The organism is Methylobacterium planeticum, assembly GCF_008806345.1.
GTDB classification, from domain to species: Bacteria; Pseudomonadota; Alphaproteobacteria; order Rhizobiales; family Beijerinckiaceae; genus Methylobacterium; species Methylobacterium planeticum.
Genome location: NZ_VZZJ01000015.1, coordinates 1 through 12,809, shown reverse-complemented (window position 1 = coordinate 12,809; position 12,809 = coordinate 1). Strand labels below are relative to the sequence as shown.

Sequence of the window (12,809 nt, the reverse complement as noted above, 5' to 3'; positions counted from 1 at the left end):
GCCGCCGCCGGGCCGCCGGGGCCGGCCGGAATCCGGGGCGATCATAGGGAGATGGGCCGGGCGGACAAGCGCCGGTTTCCTGTCGGCCAACCGGAATCCTAGCGTGGGACCGCCCGCTCGCCGCCTAGGTCCTCGTCGCGGGAGGGCGCCTCGCCGGGCCGGCCCTCCGGCCGCGCGTGCTCGGCCCGGTGCAGGCGGCTCAGCAGCACCAGGAGCGGCCCCGGCAGGGGCGCGTCGAGGGCCTCGGCACCGAGCGCGCCCTCGCGTCCGCGGCGCCGCCGGGCCGCCTGCTTCTGGCTGAGGACGACCGGAGCGCGGCGGCCGGAGCGGCTGGATGTCATGACGCCTACACGAACCTTCAGGGACGATACGCCCTCCCGGGGCGAACCGGCCGGACGACGCCGCGAAACCCTTCGCACCCGCGTGCCTGTCCGGGCCTCGCAGCACCGGCGCGTCGGGTGCGGCGGCAGTGGAAGCCAGCGTGAACGCGGCATCGGGCACGCGGTTCCAGCCACGCTAGCGCCTATCGATTAAACAATTTGCCGCATCCGTGTGCGCTGGCCGGGGCCTCTCGTCCGTGCTGGCGGCGCGTGCCCGCGGGTGCTAGAGCGCCCCATGCTCGAAGGCCTGCCGCCCCATCGCCCGACCCACGTGCTGCGCCTCCTCACGGACGAGCGCTCGGCCCGGGCCATGACGGATCTCCTCGGCGAGATGTTCGACCCGACCGAGACGGCGGTGGCGGCCTTCGAGGACGCGGACGGGGTGACCTGGCGCCTCGAGGCCTACTTCGCCGACGCCCCCGACGAGGGCATGGTCCGCGACCTGATCCGCCCCGTCGTCGGCGACGAGGCCGATGCCGCGAGCTTCCAGACCATCGACCAGCAGGATTGGGTGCGGGCCTCCCTCGAGGGGCTGAAGCCGGTCCGGGCCGGGCGCTTCCTCGTCCACGGCGCCCACGACCGCGAGCACGTGCGCGTCAACGACCTCGCCATCGAGATCGAGGCGGCCCTCGCCTTCGGCACCGGCCACCACGGCACCACCCTGGGCTGCCTGCGGGCCCTCGCGGAGGTGCTGAAGCGGGGCCGCCCGGCCCGGGTGCTCGATGTCGGCACCGGCACGGGCATCCTCGCCTTCGCGGCGGCCCGCGCCCTGCGCCCGCCCGCCCGCGCCCCCGTGATCGCGGGCGACCTCGACCCGGTGGCGGTCCTGACCGCCCGCGCCAATGCCCGGCTCAACGGCCTCGGGCCGAACCTGCGCCTCTACCGGGGCCCCGGCGTCGAGCATCCCCTCGCCCGCCGCCCGCGCCGGTTCGACGTGGTCTTCGCCAACATCCTGGCCCGGCCGCTGAAGCGCCTCGCCCCCTCGCTCGCCGCGGTCGTGGCCGAGGGCGGCACGCTGGTCCTGTCCGGCCTGATCGAGCGGGACGTCCCCGGCATCCTCTCGACCTACGGCCACCAGGGCTTGCGCCTCGCCCGGAAGGGCGTGATCGAGGGCTGGGCCACGCTGGTGCTCCGGCGCGGCGGCGCCGCCCCCCGCCCGCGCTGAGGGCCCGCGCGTCGGGCCGGGCCGCCCGGTTGCGGCGGCGCAGCCCGCGACGTAACCCTTGCGCCATGACGCGCCGCCGCTTCCAGACCTTCGACGATCCGAGCCACCGCAAGGGCCCCGAGCGCGCCGCGGCGCTCCGGGCCGCCCTGCGCGAGGCCGGCCTCGACGGGTTCGTGGTGCCCCGCGCCGACGAGCACCAATCCGAGTACGTGCCCGCCAACGCCGAGCGCCTCGCCTGGCTGACGGGGTTCACGGGCTCGGCCGGCACCGCGATCGTGCTCGGCGACCGGGCGGCGCTCTTCGTCGACGGGCGCTACACCCTGCAGGCCCCGGATCAGGTCGAGACCGGCACCTTCGCGGTGGTGCCGGTCGCCGCGACGACGCCGGAGGCCTGGCTCGCCGGGGCGCTGAACCCCGGCGCGGTCCTCGGCTACGATCCCTGGCTGCATACGCCGGACGGCGTCGCCCGGCTGGAGCGGGCCGCCGCCAAGGCCGGCGCGAGCCTGCGCCCGGTCGCGGAAAACCCGGTCGACGCTGCCTGGGCCGGCCGGCCGAAGCCCCCGGCGGGCCCGGTGGCGGCGCACCCGATCGAACTCGCGGGCGAGGCGGCGACCGACAAGCTCGCGCGCATCCGCGCCGCCCTCGCGGAGGCCGGCAGCGACGCCCTGGTGATCTCGGACCCGCACAACCTCGCCTGGGCCTTCAACCTGCGCGGCGGCGACATCGGCCACACCCCGCTGGCGCTCGGCTACGCGATCCTGCCCCGCGACGGGCGCCCGCGCCTCTACCTCACCTCCCCGGCGCTGACCCCGGAGGCCCGCGCCGCCCTGGAGCCGCTCGCCGACCTCGCGCCCCGCGCCGCCTTCGCGGAGGGGCTCGGGGCGCAGGCCAGGGGCCGCATCCGCCTCGACGCCGCGACCGGCGCCACCGCCCTCAAGGACCTCGTCGGGGCGGCGGGCGGCGTCGCCGATGTCGGCCCCGACCCGATCACCGCCATGAAGGCGGTCAAGAACGCAGCCGAGATCGCCGGCACCCGCGCCGCCCACCGCCGGGACGGGGTCGCGGTGACCCGCTTCCTCGCCTGGCTCGACGCGGCGGCGGCCGGGGGCGGCCTCGGCGAGATCGCGGCCGTCGAGGCGCTGGAGGATTTCCGCGCCGCGGGCGGCCTCCTGCGGGACGTCTCCTTCCCGACCATCTCGGGCTCGGGGCCGAACGGCGCCATCGTGCATTACCGGGTGACCCGCGCGACCGACCGGGTCGTGCGGGACGGCGAGCTGTTCCTGATCGATTCCGGGGCGCAATACGCCGACGGCACCACCGACATCACCCGGACCGTGGCGGTCGGCGCGCCGAGCCCGGAGATGCGCGACCGCTTCACCCGCGTGCTCAAGGGCCATCTCGCGATCGGCCGCGCGGTCTTCCCCGAGGGCACGACGGGGGCGCAGATCGACGCGCTCGCCCGGGTGCCGCTGTGGCAGGCGGGCCTCGATTTCGACCACGGCACCGGCCACGGCGTCGGCGCCTTCCTGTCGGTCCACGAGGGCCCGCAGCGCATCGCCAAGACCGGCACGGTGGCGCTGAAGGCCGGCATGATCCTGTCGAACGAGCCGGGCTACTACAAGGCGAACGCCTACGGCATCCGCACCGAGAACCTGGTCCTGGTGGAGCCCCGCACGATCCCGGGCGGCGAGCGGCCGATGCTCGGCTTCGAAACCCTGACGCTCGCCCCCTACGATCGCCGCCTGATCGAGACCGCCCTCCTCGACGCGGGCGAGATCGCCTGGCTCGACGCCTACCACGCCCGCCTGCGCGACGTCCTCGGCCCGGAGCTCGATCCGGAGACGCGGGCCTGGCTGGAGCGGGCGACGCGCCCGCTCGGGTGAGGCGGGGCGGGGTTCCCGCCCCTGCGACCGCGCTCCGCCCGGGCCGCGGTTCCGCCCGGCCCGGAAACCCCCTAAGCTCGCGCCCTCCGCGTAACCGCGCCCGCCCGGCGCGCGTAAGGGCCCGATGACCCGGCTTCTCTCCCTCCTCGTCCTCCTCCTCGGCCTCACCGGCGCCGCGGCGCAGGGGCTGACAGCGCCCGCCGACCTCGTGCGGGCGAGCCTCGTGGCCGAGCCCGCCGCCGTGCGGGCGGGCGAGCCCTTCACCCTCGCCCTGCGCCTCGCGATGAAGCCCGGCTGGCACGTCTACTGGCGCAATCCCGGCGATTCGGGCCTGCCGCCGGAGGTGACCTGGACCCTGCCCGCCGGGTTCTCGGCCGGGGCGATCCAGTGGCCGGTGCCCGAGCGCATCCCGGTCGCGACCCTGATGAACTTCGGCTACGCGGGCGAGACCCTGCTCCTCGTCACGGTGACGCCGCCGCCGAGCCTCGACCCGGCGGAGCCGGCGCGCCTCTCGGGCCGGCTGACCTACCTGGTCTGCGCCCAGGAATGCGTGCCGGGCTCGGCCGATCTCAGCCTGACCCTGCCGGTGGCGGGCGCCGGCGCCAGCCCCGGCGCCAGTCCCGGCGCCACCGACCCGGCCCTGTTCGCCCGGGCCCGCGCGGCCCTGCCGGGGCCGGCGCCGGGGCCCGTCCGGCTCGCCAGCGCCGGCGACCGGCTCGTCCTCAGCCTCGACGCGCCCGGCCTCGACCGGGTGCGCGCGGCGGTCTTCTTCCCCTATTCCGAGACGGCCCTCGACAACGCCGCGCCCCAGGACCTCGCGCTGGACCCGCAGGGCCTGCGCCTGACCCTGACGCGGGCCGTCCCGGCCGACCCCGCCCCGAGCGACCTGCCCGGGGTGCTCTCGGTCGAGCAGGAGACCGAGGCGGGCCCGGTGCGGCGGGCCTTCGCCCTCGGCGAGGCGCCCGCCGCGGTCGCGGGCGGGGGCATCCCGGCCGTCGCGGAGCCGGCGCGGGTCCCCGCGCCCGAGGAGGGCCTGAGCCTCCTCGGCGCCGCCGGGCTCGCCTTCCTGGGCGGCCTCCTCCTCAACCTGATGCCCTGCGTCTTCCCGGTCCTGTCGATCAAGGTGCTGAGCCTCGTGCGCCATTCCGGCGAGGGCCCGGCGCGGGTGCGCCTGCACGGCCTCGCCTACACGGCCGGGGTGCTGGCGGCCTTCGTGGGGCTCGCGGGCCTGCTGATCGGCCTCAAGAGCGGGGGGTCGGGCATCGGCTGGGGCTTCCAGCTGCAATCGCCGATCGTGGTGGCGGGCCTCGCCTACCTGCTGTTCGGGATGGGCCTCAGCCTGTCGGGGGTGGTGCATCTCGGCTCCGGCCTCGCCGGGATCGGCGACGGGCTGACCCGGCGGGCGGGACTGGAGGGCTCCTTCTTCACCGGGGTGCTCGCCACCGTGGTGGCGACCCCCTGCACCGCCCCCTTCATGGGCGCGGCGGTGGGCTTCGCCCTGACCCAATCGGCGGCGGCGGCCCTGGCGATCTTCGCGAGCCTCGGCCTCGGCCTCGCCCTGCCCTTCCTGCTCCTCACCGTCTTCCCCGGAGCCCTGCGGCGGCTGCCGCGCCCCGGCGCCTGGATGGAGACCCTGAAGGGCATCCTCGCCTTCCCGGTCTACGCCACCGTCGCCTGGCTCGTCTGGGTCCTGTCGCAGCAGGTCGGGCCCGGGGGGCTGTTCTCCGCCCTGATCGGCCTCGTCCTCGTCGGTTTCGCGGCCTGGATCTGGGAGCGCGGGCGCCAGGCTCCGACGCTCACGGGGCGCCTCGCCCGCGGCCTCGCGGGCGCCGCCCTGGTGGCGGTCGGCGGGCTGACCGTCATCCTCGACCGCGACGCCGCCGCGGGCGCCGCGGCGCGGCATGCCGAGGGGATCGAGCCCTTCACGCAGGGCCGCCTCGACGCCCTGCGGGCGGAGGGACGGCCCGTCTTCGTCAACCTGACGGCGGCCTGGTGCATCACCTGCCAGGTCAACGAGCGCACGGCGCTCGCCACCGACGCGGTCCGCGCCGCCCTGGCGATCCGCGGCGTCACCTACCTCAAGGGCGACTGGACCAACCAGAACCCCGAGATCACCCGCCTCCTCGAGCGCCACGGCCGCAGCGGCGTGCCGCTCTACCTCCTGTACGGCGCCGGCGCCGAGCCCGCGATCCTGCCGCAGCTCCTGACCCAGGGCACGGTGCTCGCCGCCCTGGAGCCGCTGGCGCCGATCACGGGCGGGCGGAGCGCGGGCGCCGAGGCGGCCGCGACCAAGGATTAGGGGTCAGGAGGGCTGACCGAGCGTCTCCTCGACGAGGAGCGGGTTCTTGTCGAGCAGGGCGAGGAGGACGCGCGCCGGACCCTGCGGATGCCGCCGGCGATGCTCCCACTGGCGCAAGGTCGCGACCGGAACGCCGATGCTGGCCTCCGCGAATGGCCTCCGCGCTTGACGCGGCGACCTCGGCCGTTCAGCACGCGAGCCATGCTCGCGCGCACCACTTCCGGCTGGGTCGTCTTCCGCAACGGCGATTTCCGCCTGTTCGGGGCCGCCCGCTTCCTCACCGGCCTCGCCTACCAGATGCAGGCGGTGGCGATCGGCTGGTTCGTCTACGACCTGACCCGCTCGGCCCTGGCCCTCGGGCTCGTCGGCCTCGCGAGCTTCCTGCCGGCGATCCTCTGCGCCCTGATCACCGGGCACGTGGCCGACACCTACGACCGCCGCCTCGTCGCGGCGCTGGCCTTCGGGGTGCAGGCGGCCGCGAGCCTCGCGCTGTTCGCGGTGGCCGAATTCGGCAGCGGCGCGGTCTGGCCCGTCTACGCCCTCGTGGTGGCGGTCGGCACCGCCCGGGCCTTCGCCAACCCGGCCCTCCAGGCCCTGCTGCCGACGCTGGTGCCGCGGGACCTGTTCGGCCCCGCCATCGCCTGGAACGCCTCCCTCTGGCAGAGCGCCTCGGTGCTCGGCCCGGCCCTCGGGGGCTTCCTCTACGCCCTCGGGCCCGCGGTGGTGTTCGGGGGGGCCGCCCTCAGCTTCGCGCTGGCGAGCGCCCTCGTGGCGGCGATCCGCTTCCGCCCGGCCCCCGTCACCGAGCGCCCGCCCGTGACCTGGGCGACCCTGTCGGCGGGCCTGTCCTACATCTGGGCCCAGCCGGTGGTGCTCGGCGCCATCAGCCTCGACCTCGTGGCGGTGCTGCTCGGGGGTGCCACCGCGCTGCTGCCGATCTTCGCCGCCGAGGTCCTGCATGTCGGCCCCCTCGGCCTCGGCGCCCTGCGCAGCATGCCGGCGGCAGGTGCCGTGCTGATGGCGATCCTCCTCGCCTACCGGCCCCTGCAGCGCCGGGCCGGGATCCGGATGCTGCAGGCGGTGGCGGTGTTCGGGATCGCGATCGCGGTGTTCGGCCTGTCCCGCTCGCTGCCCCTGTCGATGGCCTGCCTGTTCCTCACGGGTGCGGCCGACATGATCAGCGTCTACGTGCGCCAGACCTTCGTGCAGGGCGAGACCCCGGATGCCATGCGGGGCCGGGTCTCGGCGGTGAACACCGTCTTCATCGGCGCCTCGAACGAGCTCGGCGAGTTCGAATCCGGCACGCTCGCGGCGCTGATCGGCGCCGTGCCGGCGGTGGTGGCCGGCGGCCTCGCCACCCTGCTGGTGGCCCTGCTCTGGGGCCGCCTGTTCCCGGCCCTGAAGGCCCGCGACCGGCTCCTGACCGGGGCGTGACCGCTGACGCCGGCGGCGATCCCCCGCGCCCTGCGGGCGATGGCGCCGAGCCTGATCACCCGACCCGCCGAAGCGGGCGGCGACCCGGACCGGCTCGCGCCCGCAAGCTGCCCCCGCGTCCCTACTTCCCGGCCAGCAGCGGCGACCAGGTCGGGTCGGAGGCGTAGGAGGGGGTCGGCACCGGCTGCTCGACCCGGCCGGTGATGTCGACCATGTAGAGCTTGCCGCCGCCCTGGCCGCCCGGATCGCGGAAGAACAGCACGTACTGGCCGTTCGGCGCGAAGGTCGGGCCCTCGTTGTGGAAGCCCTCCGTCAGCACCCGCTCGCCCGAGCCGTCGGGCTTCATCACGCAGATGGCGAAGCCGCCCTTGCGCTGGCGCGTGAAGGCGATGAGGTCGCCCCGCGGCGACCAGGCCGGCTGCGAGGCCGAGCCCTCCCCGAAGGAGATCCGGTGCGGGTTCGAGCCGTCCGCGCCCATCACGTAGATCTGCTGCGAGCCGCCGCGGTCGGATTCGAACACGATCTGCGAGCCGTCCGGCGCGTAGGTCGGCGAGGTGTCGATGGCCATGCCGCTGGTGATCGGGCGCTGCGCCTTCGAGGCGAGGTCCATGGTGACGATGTCGGCGTTGCCGCCCTGCTGCACGCTCAGCACGAGGCGCCGCCCGTCCGGCGAGAAGCGCGGGCTCGCGCTCATCGATTCGAAGTTGCCCACCGCCTGGCGCGAGCCGGTCTCGAGGTTGATCACCTGGATGCGGGGCTGGTGGCCCGTCGCCTGCGCCATGAAGGCGATGTCCTGGGTGGCGGGCGAGTAGCGCGGGGCCACGATCGAGGTCTCCCCCGTGGTCAGCGCCCGCACGTTGGCGCCGTCCTGGTCCATCACCATCAGGCGCTTGCGCCGGTTCTCCTTGGGGCCCGACTCGTCCACGAAGGCGATGCGGCTGTCGAACCAGGGGCCGAGGCCGGTGATCTTGGTGTAGACCGCGTCCGAGACGAGGTGGCCGGTGCGCCGGGCGTTGGCCGGGTCGGTGGCGTATTGCTGGCCCGTCATCTGCTGGCCCGAGGTCACGTCCCAGAGGCGGAACTCGACCTTGAGCCGGCCCGAGCCGTCGCGGGAGACCCGCCCGGTCACGAGGCCCTGCACCCCGGCCCCGCGCCACTTCTCGAAGCCCGGCGCCGCGTCGAAGGCGGGGGATTCGGGGAACTTCGCCTTGTCGAGGGGCGTGAAGTAGCCCGAGCGGCGCAGGTTGTTCGTCACCACGCTGGAGACGAGGCTGCCGAGGCTCGGGTCGCCGGAGAAGTCTGTCACGGCGATCGGCATCGGCTGGAAGGCGCCGCCGCCGATGCGCAGCTGCAGCTGCGCCTGGGCCGGGTTCATGCCGCCCGCGATCCCGCCGAAGAGGGCGAGCGCGAGGGCGGCGAGCAGCGTCGCGACGGTGCGGCGCCGGGGGAACGGGCAATGAGGCATGGCTGTGGCTGATTTCCCGGGAAGGACTGAGCTGTCTGGGACGGGATGTCCCGGAGGAGCGGCTGGTTCAGGCCGTTGCGGCCGGTTCAGGCCGCCGAGAACTCGAACTCCGCGTTGATGGCTTTCCAGTCGTTGTAATACGGCGCGTACTGGGCCGGGATCTTGTAGGGCGCGCAGCGCCGCACCGCGCGCAACGCGGCCTGCGCGATCGACTGGTCGACGGCGCTGGCGCCGCCCCGCATGATCCGGGGCTCGGCCGCGAGCGAGCCGTTCGGGTTCAGGCGGATGTCGAGCATCGGCAGGACGACGCCCTGCGCGGCGCCCGGCGGGGCCGAGTAGCACCGCTCGATCTGCTGCTGCAACATGCCCACCAGCGCGTCGCGTAAGGAGGGCGACAGCTTCTGGGCCGTACCGGTGGCGGCGCCCAGGGAGGCGGTGCGCTGGACCTCGTGGCCGGTGGCGCCCGTCGATTGCGAGGGCGCCTTCGAGGCGAGCATCTGCCGGATGTCGCCGGCGCTGAACTTCTCGGCGAGCTCGGCCTGACGCTTCGCCTTGGCCTCGGCATCCGCCTTGGCCTTCGCGTCCGCCATCGCCTTGGCCTTCGCCTTGGCGGCGGCCTCCGCCTTGGCCTTGGTGGCGGCCTCCGCCTTCTCGCGCTCGGCCTCCGCCTTCGCCTCGGCGAGCTCCTTCTGGCGCTCGGCCTCCTTGGCCTTGGCGTCCGCCTCCGCTTTCGCCTCCGCCTTCGCCTTGGCGTCCGCCTCCGCTTTCGCCTCCGCCTTCGCCTTGGCCTCCGCCTTGGCCTTCGCGTCGGCCTTCGCCCTGGCGGCGGCCTCCGCCCTGGCCTTCGCCTCGGCGGCCTCGGCCTCGGCCTCCTGCTTCTCGATCAGCTTGTCGAGCTGCTCGCGCTTGGCGGCCTCCGCCTTCTCCGCAGCCGCCTTCTCGGCGGCCGCCTTGGCAGTCTCGGCCTTGGCAGCCTCGGCCTTGGCTTCCGCCTTCCTGGCCTCGGCCTTCTCGGCGGCAGCCTTGGCGGCGGCGGCCTTCTGCTGCTCGGCCTTCTCGGCGGCCTTCTCGGCGGCCTTGGCCTTCGCGTCCTCGGCCGGGTCGGGCTCGTTCGAGCGCAGCGGCATCTCGTCGGCGTTGGCGAGCTTCATGTCGGCGGTGCGGGTCGGGGCCGCGGGCGCGTCGCGCTTGGCGTTCTCGGGCTCGCGCTCCTCGACCGTGTCGGCCTTGCGGTCGGCGCGGGTCGCGGCGTTCGGCATCGGCTTGTCGGCGTTGCGCTCGCCCTTGGTGATCTCGGAGAACTGGTTCTCGGTGATCACCTCGACGGGCACGCCCTCCTGCGCCTCGGGCAGGACCTCGGTCGAGATGCCCACGAGGGCGAGGACCAGCACCGCGGCGTGCAGGCCGGCGGAGATCCAGACACCCGGTTCCCTGCGGTCGAAGGAGAACGCCACGGCGGGGGCCCGTTACCGCTGGTCGGGCTCGGTGACGAGGGCGACCTTCTTGAAGCCGCCGCCGGTCACGATCGCCATCACCTGGGCCACCCGCCCGTAATCGACCCGCTTGTCGCCGCGCACGAAGACGCGCTCCTCGAAGCCGGACTTCGCGGTCTCGGTGAGCTTCGGCACGATGGTGTCGTCGGTGAGCTCGTCCTCGCCGAGGAAGATCTGGCCGCCCTGGCGGATCGAGAGCGTCACCGGCTTCGAATCGGAGTTGAGCGGGCTCGCCTTGGATTGCGGCAGGTCGAGGGGCACGCCGACCGTCATCATCGGAGCCGCCACCATGAAGACGATGAGCAGCACCAGCACGACGTCGATGAACGGCGTCATGTTGATCTCGTTGATGGCGCCGGTGCTGCGCCGGCCGCGCCGGCGACGCTTGCCGCCCTGCGCGGCTCCGTGGGCCATGCCCATGTGGCTCGTCCTCGTGTGCTGGCGGATCGGTCCGGGATGCGGATCAGGCGGCGACCGAGAGGCGCTCGTCGATCTGGCGCGACAGGATCGCCGAGAACTCGTCGGCGAAGCCCTCGAGGCGCGACTGCGACTTCGCCACGGTGGCCTGGAGCTTGTTGTAGGCGAGCACCGCGGGGATCGCCGCGAACAGCCCGATCGCGGTGGCGAACAGGGCCTCGGCGATGCCCGGGGCCACGACCGCCAGGGAGGTGTTCTTCGAGGCCGCGATCGACGTGAAGGCGGTCATGATGCCCCAGACCGTGCCGAACAGGCCGATATAGGGCCCGGCCGAGCCGATCGAGGCGAGGAACAGGAGGCGCGAATCGAGCCGCTCGACCTCGCGCTGGATGGTGACGTCGAGCACCTTGTCGATGCGCTGGCTCAGGGACTGGATCTGCCGGCCCGAGCCCTCGAAGGAGCGCTTCCACTCCCGCATCGCGGCGACGAACAGGGCGGCGAGGCCCGTGGCCGGGCGGTCGTTGAAGGAGCGGTAGAGCTCCTCCAGGGAGCGGCCGGACCAGAACGCGTCCTCGAACGCGTCCATCTCCGCCTTGGTGCGGCGGAACAGCAGCGTCTTGTCGACGATGATCGACCAGCACCAGACCGAGGCGCCGAGCAGGCCCAGCATCACGAGCTTCACCACGAAATGGGCCTGCAGGAACAGGCCGAGCAGCGTCATGTCGGCGACGGGCGCCTGCGCCGCCTGCATGGCATCAGCTGGGTTCATGGCGAGATCCTCAAGTCCCCGGGCGGCCGCACCGCGGCGGCGGGACGGCCCACGCGCTCCACTCAGATCAACGAGCGATATCCTGGGGAATCGCGGTTGAATCTGTCGAAAGTAAGGGCCGAGCTTCGAAGCTCCGCGCCCCACCTTGAGCGAACGAGTTAGGGGGCCAGCAAGGTTAAGGATTGGTTGCGCCCGGCGACGGGGCGCGACAGGGCGCGCCGCAGGGATTCGGGCAGGCGGATCGCCCGGCCCTCGCGCACGCAGGCCACCACCACCTCGGCCCGCACCAGGATCTCCGCCCCGCGCCGCACCGCCTGCGTCAGGTGCATGGAGGCCCCGCGCAATTCGCGCGTGCCGGTGAGCACCGTGAGCGCGTCGTCCATGCGGGCGGGCTTGAGATAGTCGATCTCCATGCGCCGCACCACGAAGACGAGCCCGTCCGCGTCCCGGTGCAGGTCGGACTGGTCGCCGGCCAGCCCCCGCAGCAGCTCGGTGCGCCCGCGCTCCATGAAGCGCAGGTAGCTCGCGTGGTAGACGAAGCCCGAGAAGTCGGTGTCCTCGTAATAGACCCGCACGGGCAGCGCGTGGGCGCCGGTCCAGTCGAACGCCGTCACGCGGCGCTCACGCGCAGGCGCGGCCACGCTCCGCAGGTCGACTTGACACCGGAGGTCCCGGCACCAGGGGCCTTGGAGCCGAAGGTTTCGAAACCGGCCTTCCGGGCATCCGGCATTACGGCGTCACGGGTCATGGTCACGCAGGGCTCGTTCGATGTCGCGCCCGGCGTAGAGCACGCCGAGGACGAGGACGTCCGTGCCGTGCAGCGCGAACGCGATGGTGGCACGGCGGCGGAATCCGATAACGCGCAGACCCGGACGGATGTCGTCCCGTCGGCGTCCACGCTCGGGAAAGGTCGCGAAGCTCTCGCAATAGGCCACGATCGCTTCCGTGAAGGCGGCGGCGGCGGCGGCCCCCGCCTCCCCGGCGATATAGCGTCGAAGGGCGAGCAGATCATCCCGTGCCTCGGGGCTGAAACGCACGCGGGACGTCATCGGCCGGCTTCAGTGCCCGCGCTTCCCTCGCTCAACAGGCGGCGCAGGTCATCCGCCGGGATGGCGGCGGACGGGTCCTGCATCATTCGGTCATAGGCGGGGCCCACCCGTGCGGTCAGCCAATCCTCGACGGCCCGGTCCCGCTCGCGCAGGGCGGCGAGGCCGTCGCTGATCACCTCGCTGGCACTGGCATACTCGCCGGCCGCGACCTTCTCGCGGACGAGGTTGGCGAGGTCGTCGGTGAGGGTCACGCTGAAGGATCGGCTGGCGGACATCCTGGGCTCCGGCACGCGGCTGCGGGCGCAGCCTAGCATAACGCTCGCGGACTCACTCCGCGTCCGGATCGCCCGCGAACAGTCCGAACTGGCTGCTCGGCTCGCGCCGGGCCTCGGGCAGCCCCATATGGCGGAAGGCGTGGGGGGTGAGGACGCGCCCGCGGGGCGTGCGCTGCACGA

General features: G+C 74.0%; 12 protein-coding genes and 1 pseudogene. 4 read left to right on the top strand and 9 right to left on the bottom strand.

Annotated elements, in window-relative coordinates:
• Nucleotides 1–98: 98 nt before the first annotated feature.
• Nucleotides 99–341 (bottom strand): hypothetical protein, encoded by a 243-nt coding sequence (locus F6X51_RS16850; protein ID WP_150964841.1) that lies wholly within the window; start codon nt 339–341, stop codon nt 99–101.
• 274 nt (nt 342–615) lie between these two features.
• Here F6X51_RS16850 and F6X51_RS16845 point away from each other — a divergent pair, with 274 nt between their 5' ends.
• The 4 genes from F6X51_RS16845 (at nt 616) to F6X51_RS16825 (ending at nt 7,161) form a co-directional block, all read left to right on the top strand.
• A complete protein-coding gene (locus F6X51_RS16845; RefSeq protein ID WP_150964840.1) occupies nt 616–1,545 on the top strand; it encodes a 50S ribosomal protein L11 methyltransferase in 930 nt (309 codons plus the stop codon).
• A gap of 65 nt (nt 1,546–1,610) precedes the next feature.
• Complete coding sequence (locus tag F6X51_RS16840; RefSeq protein WP_150964839.1) at nt 1,611–3,428, top strand: aminopeptidase P family protein; 1,818 nt, start codon at nt 1,611–1,613, stop codon at nt 3,426–3,428.
• A 124-nt stretch (nt 3,429–3,552) separates the two neighbouring features.
• Nucleotides 3,553–5,727, top strand: a complete 2,175-nt coding sequence (locus tag F6X51_RS16835; RefSeq protein ID WP_150964838.1) for a protein-disulfide reductase DsbD family protein — start codon at nt 3,553–3,555, stop codon at nt 5,725–5,727.
• A 201-nt stretch (nt 5,728–5,928) separates the two neighbouring features.
• On the top strand, nt 5,929–7,161 hold the full coding sequence (locus tag F6X51_RS16825) for an MFS transporter (RefSeq protein ID WP_150964837.1): 1,233 nt from the start codon (nt 5,929–5,931) through the stop codon (nt 7,159–7,161).
• A gap of 121 nt (nt 7,162–7,282) precedes the next feature.
• On the opposite strand, the gene tolB is transcribed toward F6X51_RS16825, so the two are convergent.
• The 8 genes and pseudogenes from tolB to F6X51_RS28655 form a co-directional block, all read right to left on the bottom strand.
• On the bottom strand, nt 7,283–8,626 hold the full coding sequence (gene tolB, locus F6X51_RS16820) for a Tol-Pal system beta propeller repeat protein TolB (protein ID WP_150964836.1): 1,344 nt from the start codon (nt 8,624–8,626) through the stop codon (nt 7,283–7,285).
• An 86-nt stretch (nt 8,627–8,712) separates the two neighbouring features.
• Nucleotides 8,713–10,080 (bottom strand): cell envelope integrity protein TolA, encoded by a 1,368-nt coding sequence (gene tolA, locus F6X51_RS16815; protein ID WP_150964835.1) that lies wholly within the window; start codon nt 10,078–10,080, stop codon nt 8,713–8,715.
• A gap of 12 nt (nt 10,081–10,092) precedes the next feature.
• The gene (locus tag F6X51_RS16810; protein WP_150964834.1) at nt 10,093–10,539 is read right to left on the bottom strand and encodes an ExbD/TolR family protein; all 447 of its coding nucleotides are present in this window, start codon (nt 10,537–10,539) and stop codon (nt 10,093–10,095) included.
• A 43-nt stretch (nt 10,540–10,582) separates the two neighbouring features.
• On the bottom strand, nt 10,583–11,305 hold the full coding sequence (gene tolQ, locus F6X51_RS16805; RefSeq protein ID WP_150964833.1) for a protein TolQ: 723 nt from the start codon (nt 11,303–11,305) through the stop codon (nt 10,583–10,585).
• A 158-nt stretch (nt 11,306–11,463) separates the two neighbouring features.
• Nucleotides 11,464–11,919 carry a tol-pal system-associated acyl-CoA thioesterase gene (gene ybgC / locus F6X51_RS16800; RefSeq protein ID WP_150964832.1) on the bottom strand — a complete coding sequence of 152 codons (456 nt, stop codon included), beginning with the start codon at nt 11,917–11,919 and terminating at the stop codon, nt 11,464–11,466.
• A 123-nt stretch (nt 11,920–12,042) separates the two neighbouring features.
• Nucleotides 12,043–12,354, bottom strand: a complete 312-nt coding sequence (locus tag F6X51_RS16795) for a type II toxin-antitoxin system RelE/ParE family toxin (RefSeq protein WP_150964831.1) — start codon at nt 12,352–12,354, stop codon at nt 12,043–12,045.
• Nucleotides 12,351–12,629: a ribbon-helix-helix domain-containing protein gene (locus tag F6X51_RS16790; protein WP_150964830.1), complete on the bottom strand. Its 279-nt coding sequence runs from the start codon at nt 12,627–12,629 to the stop codon at nt 12,351–12,353. Before F6X51_RS16790 ends, F6X51_RS16795 begins: the two co-directional genes overlap by 4 nt.
• 52 nt (nt 12,630–12,681) lie before the next feature.
• A pseudogene (locus F6X51_RS28655) lies at nt 12,682–12,809 on the bottom strand (Holliday junction branch migration DNA helicase RuvB); the annotation flags it as partial.

Excerpts from the sequence above, each read along its gene's own strand:
- F6X51_RS16845 (WP_150964840.1), top strand. The coding sequence starts at position 616 with ATGCTCGAAGGCCTGCCGCCCCATCGCCCGACCCACGTGCTGCGCCTC.
- F6X51_RS16835 (WP_150964838.1), top strand. The coding sequence starts at position 3,553 with ATGACCCGGCTTCTCTCCCTCCTCGTCCTCCTCCTCGGCCTCACCGGC.
- tolB (WP_150964836.1), bottom strand. The coding sequence starts at position 8,626 with ATGCCTCATTGCCCGTTCCCCCGGCGCCGCACCGTCGCGACGCTGCTC.
- F6X51_RS16850 (WP_150964841.1), bottom strand. The coding sequence starts at position 341 with ATGACATCCAGCCGCTCCGGCCGCCGCGCTCCGGTCGTCCTCAGCCAG.
- F6X51_RS16825 (WP_150964837.1), top strand. The coding sequence starts at position 5,929 with ATGCTCGCGCGCACCACTTCCGGCTGGGTCGTCTTCCGCAACGGCGAT.
- F6X51_RS16790 (WP_150964830.1), bottom strand. The coding sequence starts at position 12,629 with ATGTCCGCCAGCCGATCCTTCAGCGTGACCCTCACCGACGACCTCGCC.
- F6X51_RS16795 (WP_150964831.1), bottom strand. The coding sequence starts at position 12,354 with ATGACGTCCCGCGTGCGTTTCAGCCCCGAGGCACGGGATGATCTGCTC.
- F6X51_RS16840 (WP_150964839.1), top strand. The coding sequence starts at position 1,611 with ATGACGCGCCGCCGCTTCCAGACCTTCGACGATCCGAGCCACCGCAAG.
- F6X51_RS16810 (WP_150964834.1), bottom strand. The coding sequence starts at position 10,539 with ATGGGCATGGCCCACGGAGCCGCGCAGGGCGGCAAGCGTCGCCGGCGC.
- tolQ (WP_150964833.1), bottom strand. The coding sequence starts at position 11,305 with ATGAACCCAGCTGATGCCATGCAGGCGGCGCAGGCGCCCGTCGCCGAC.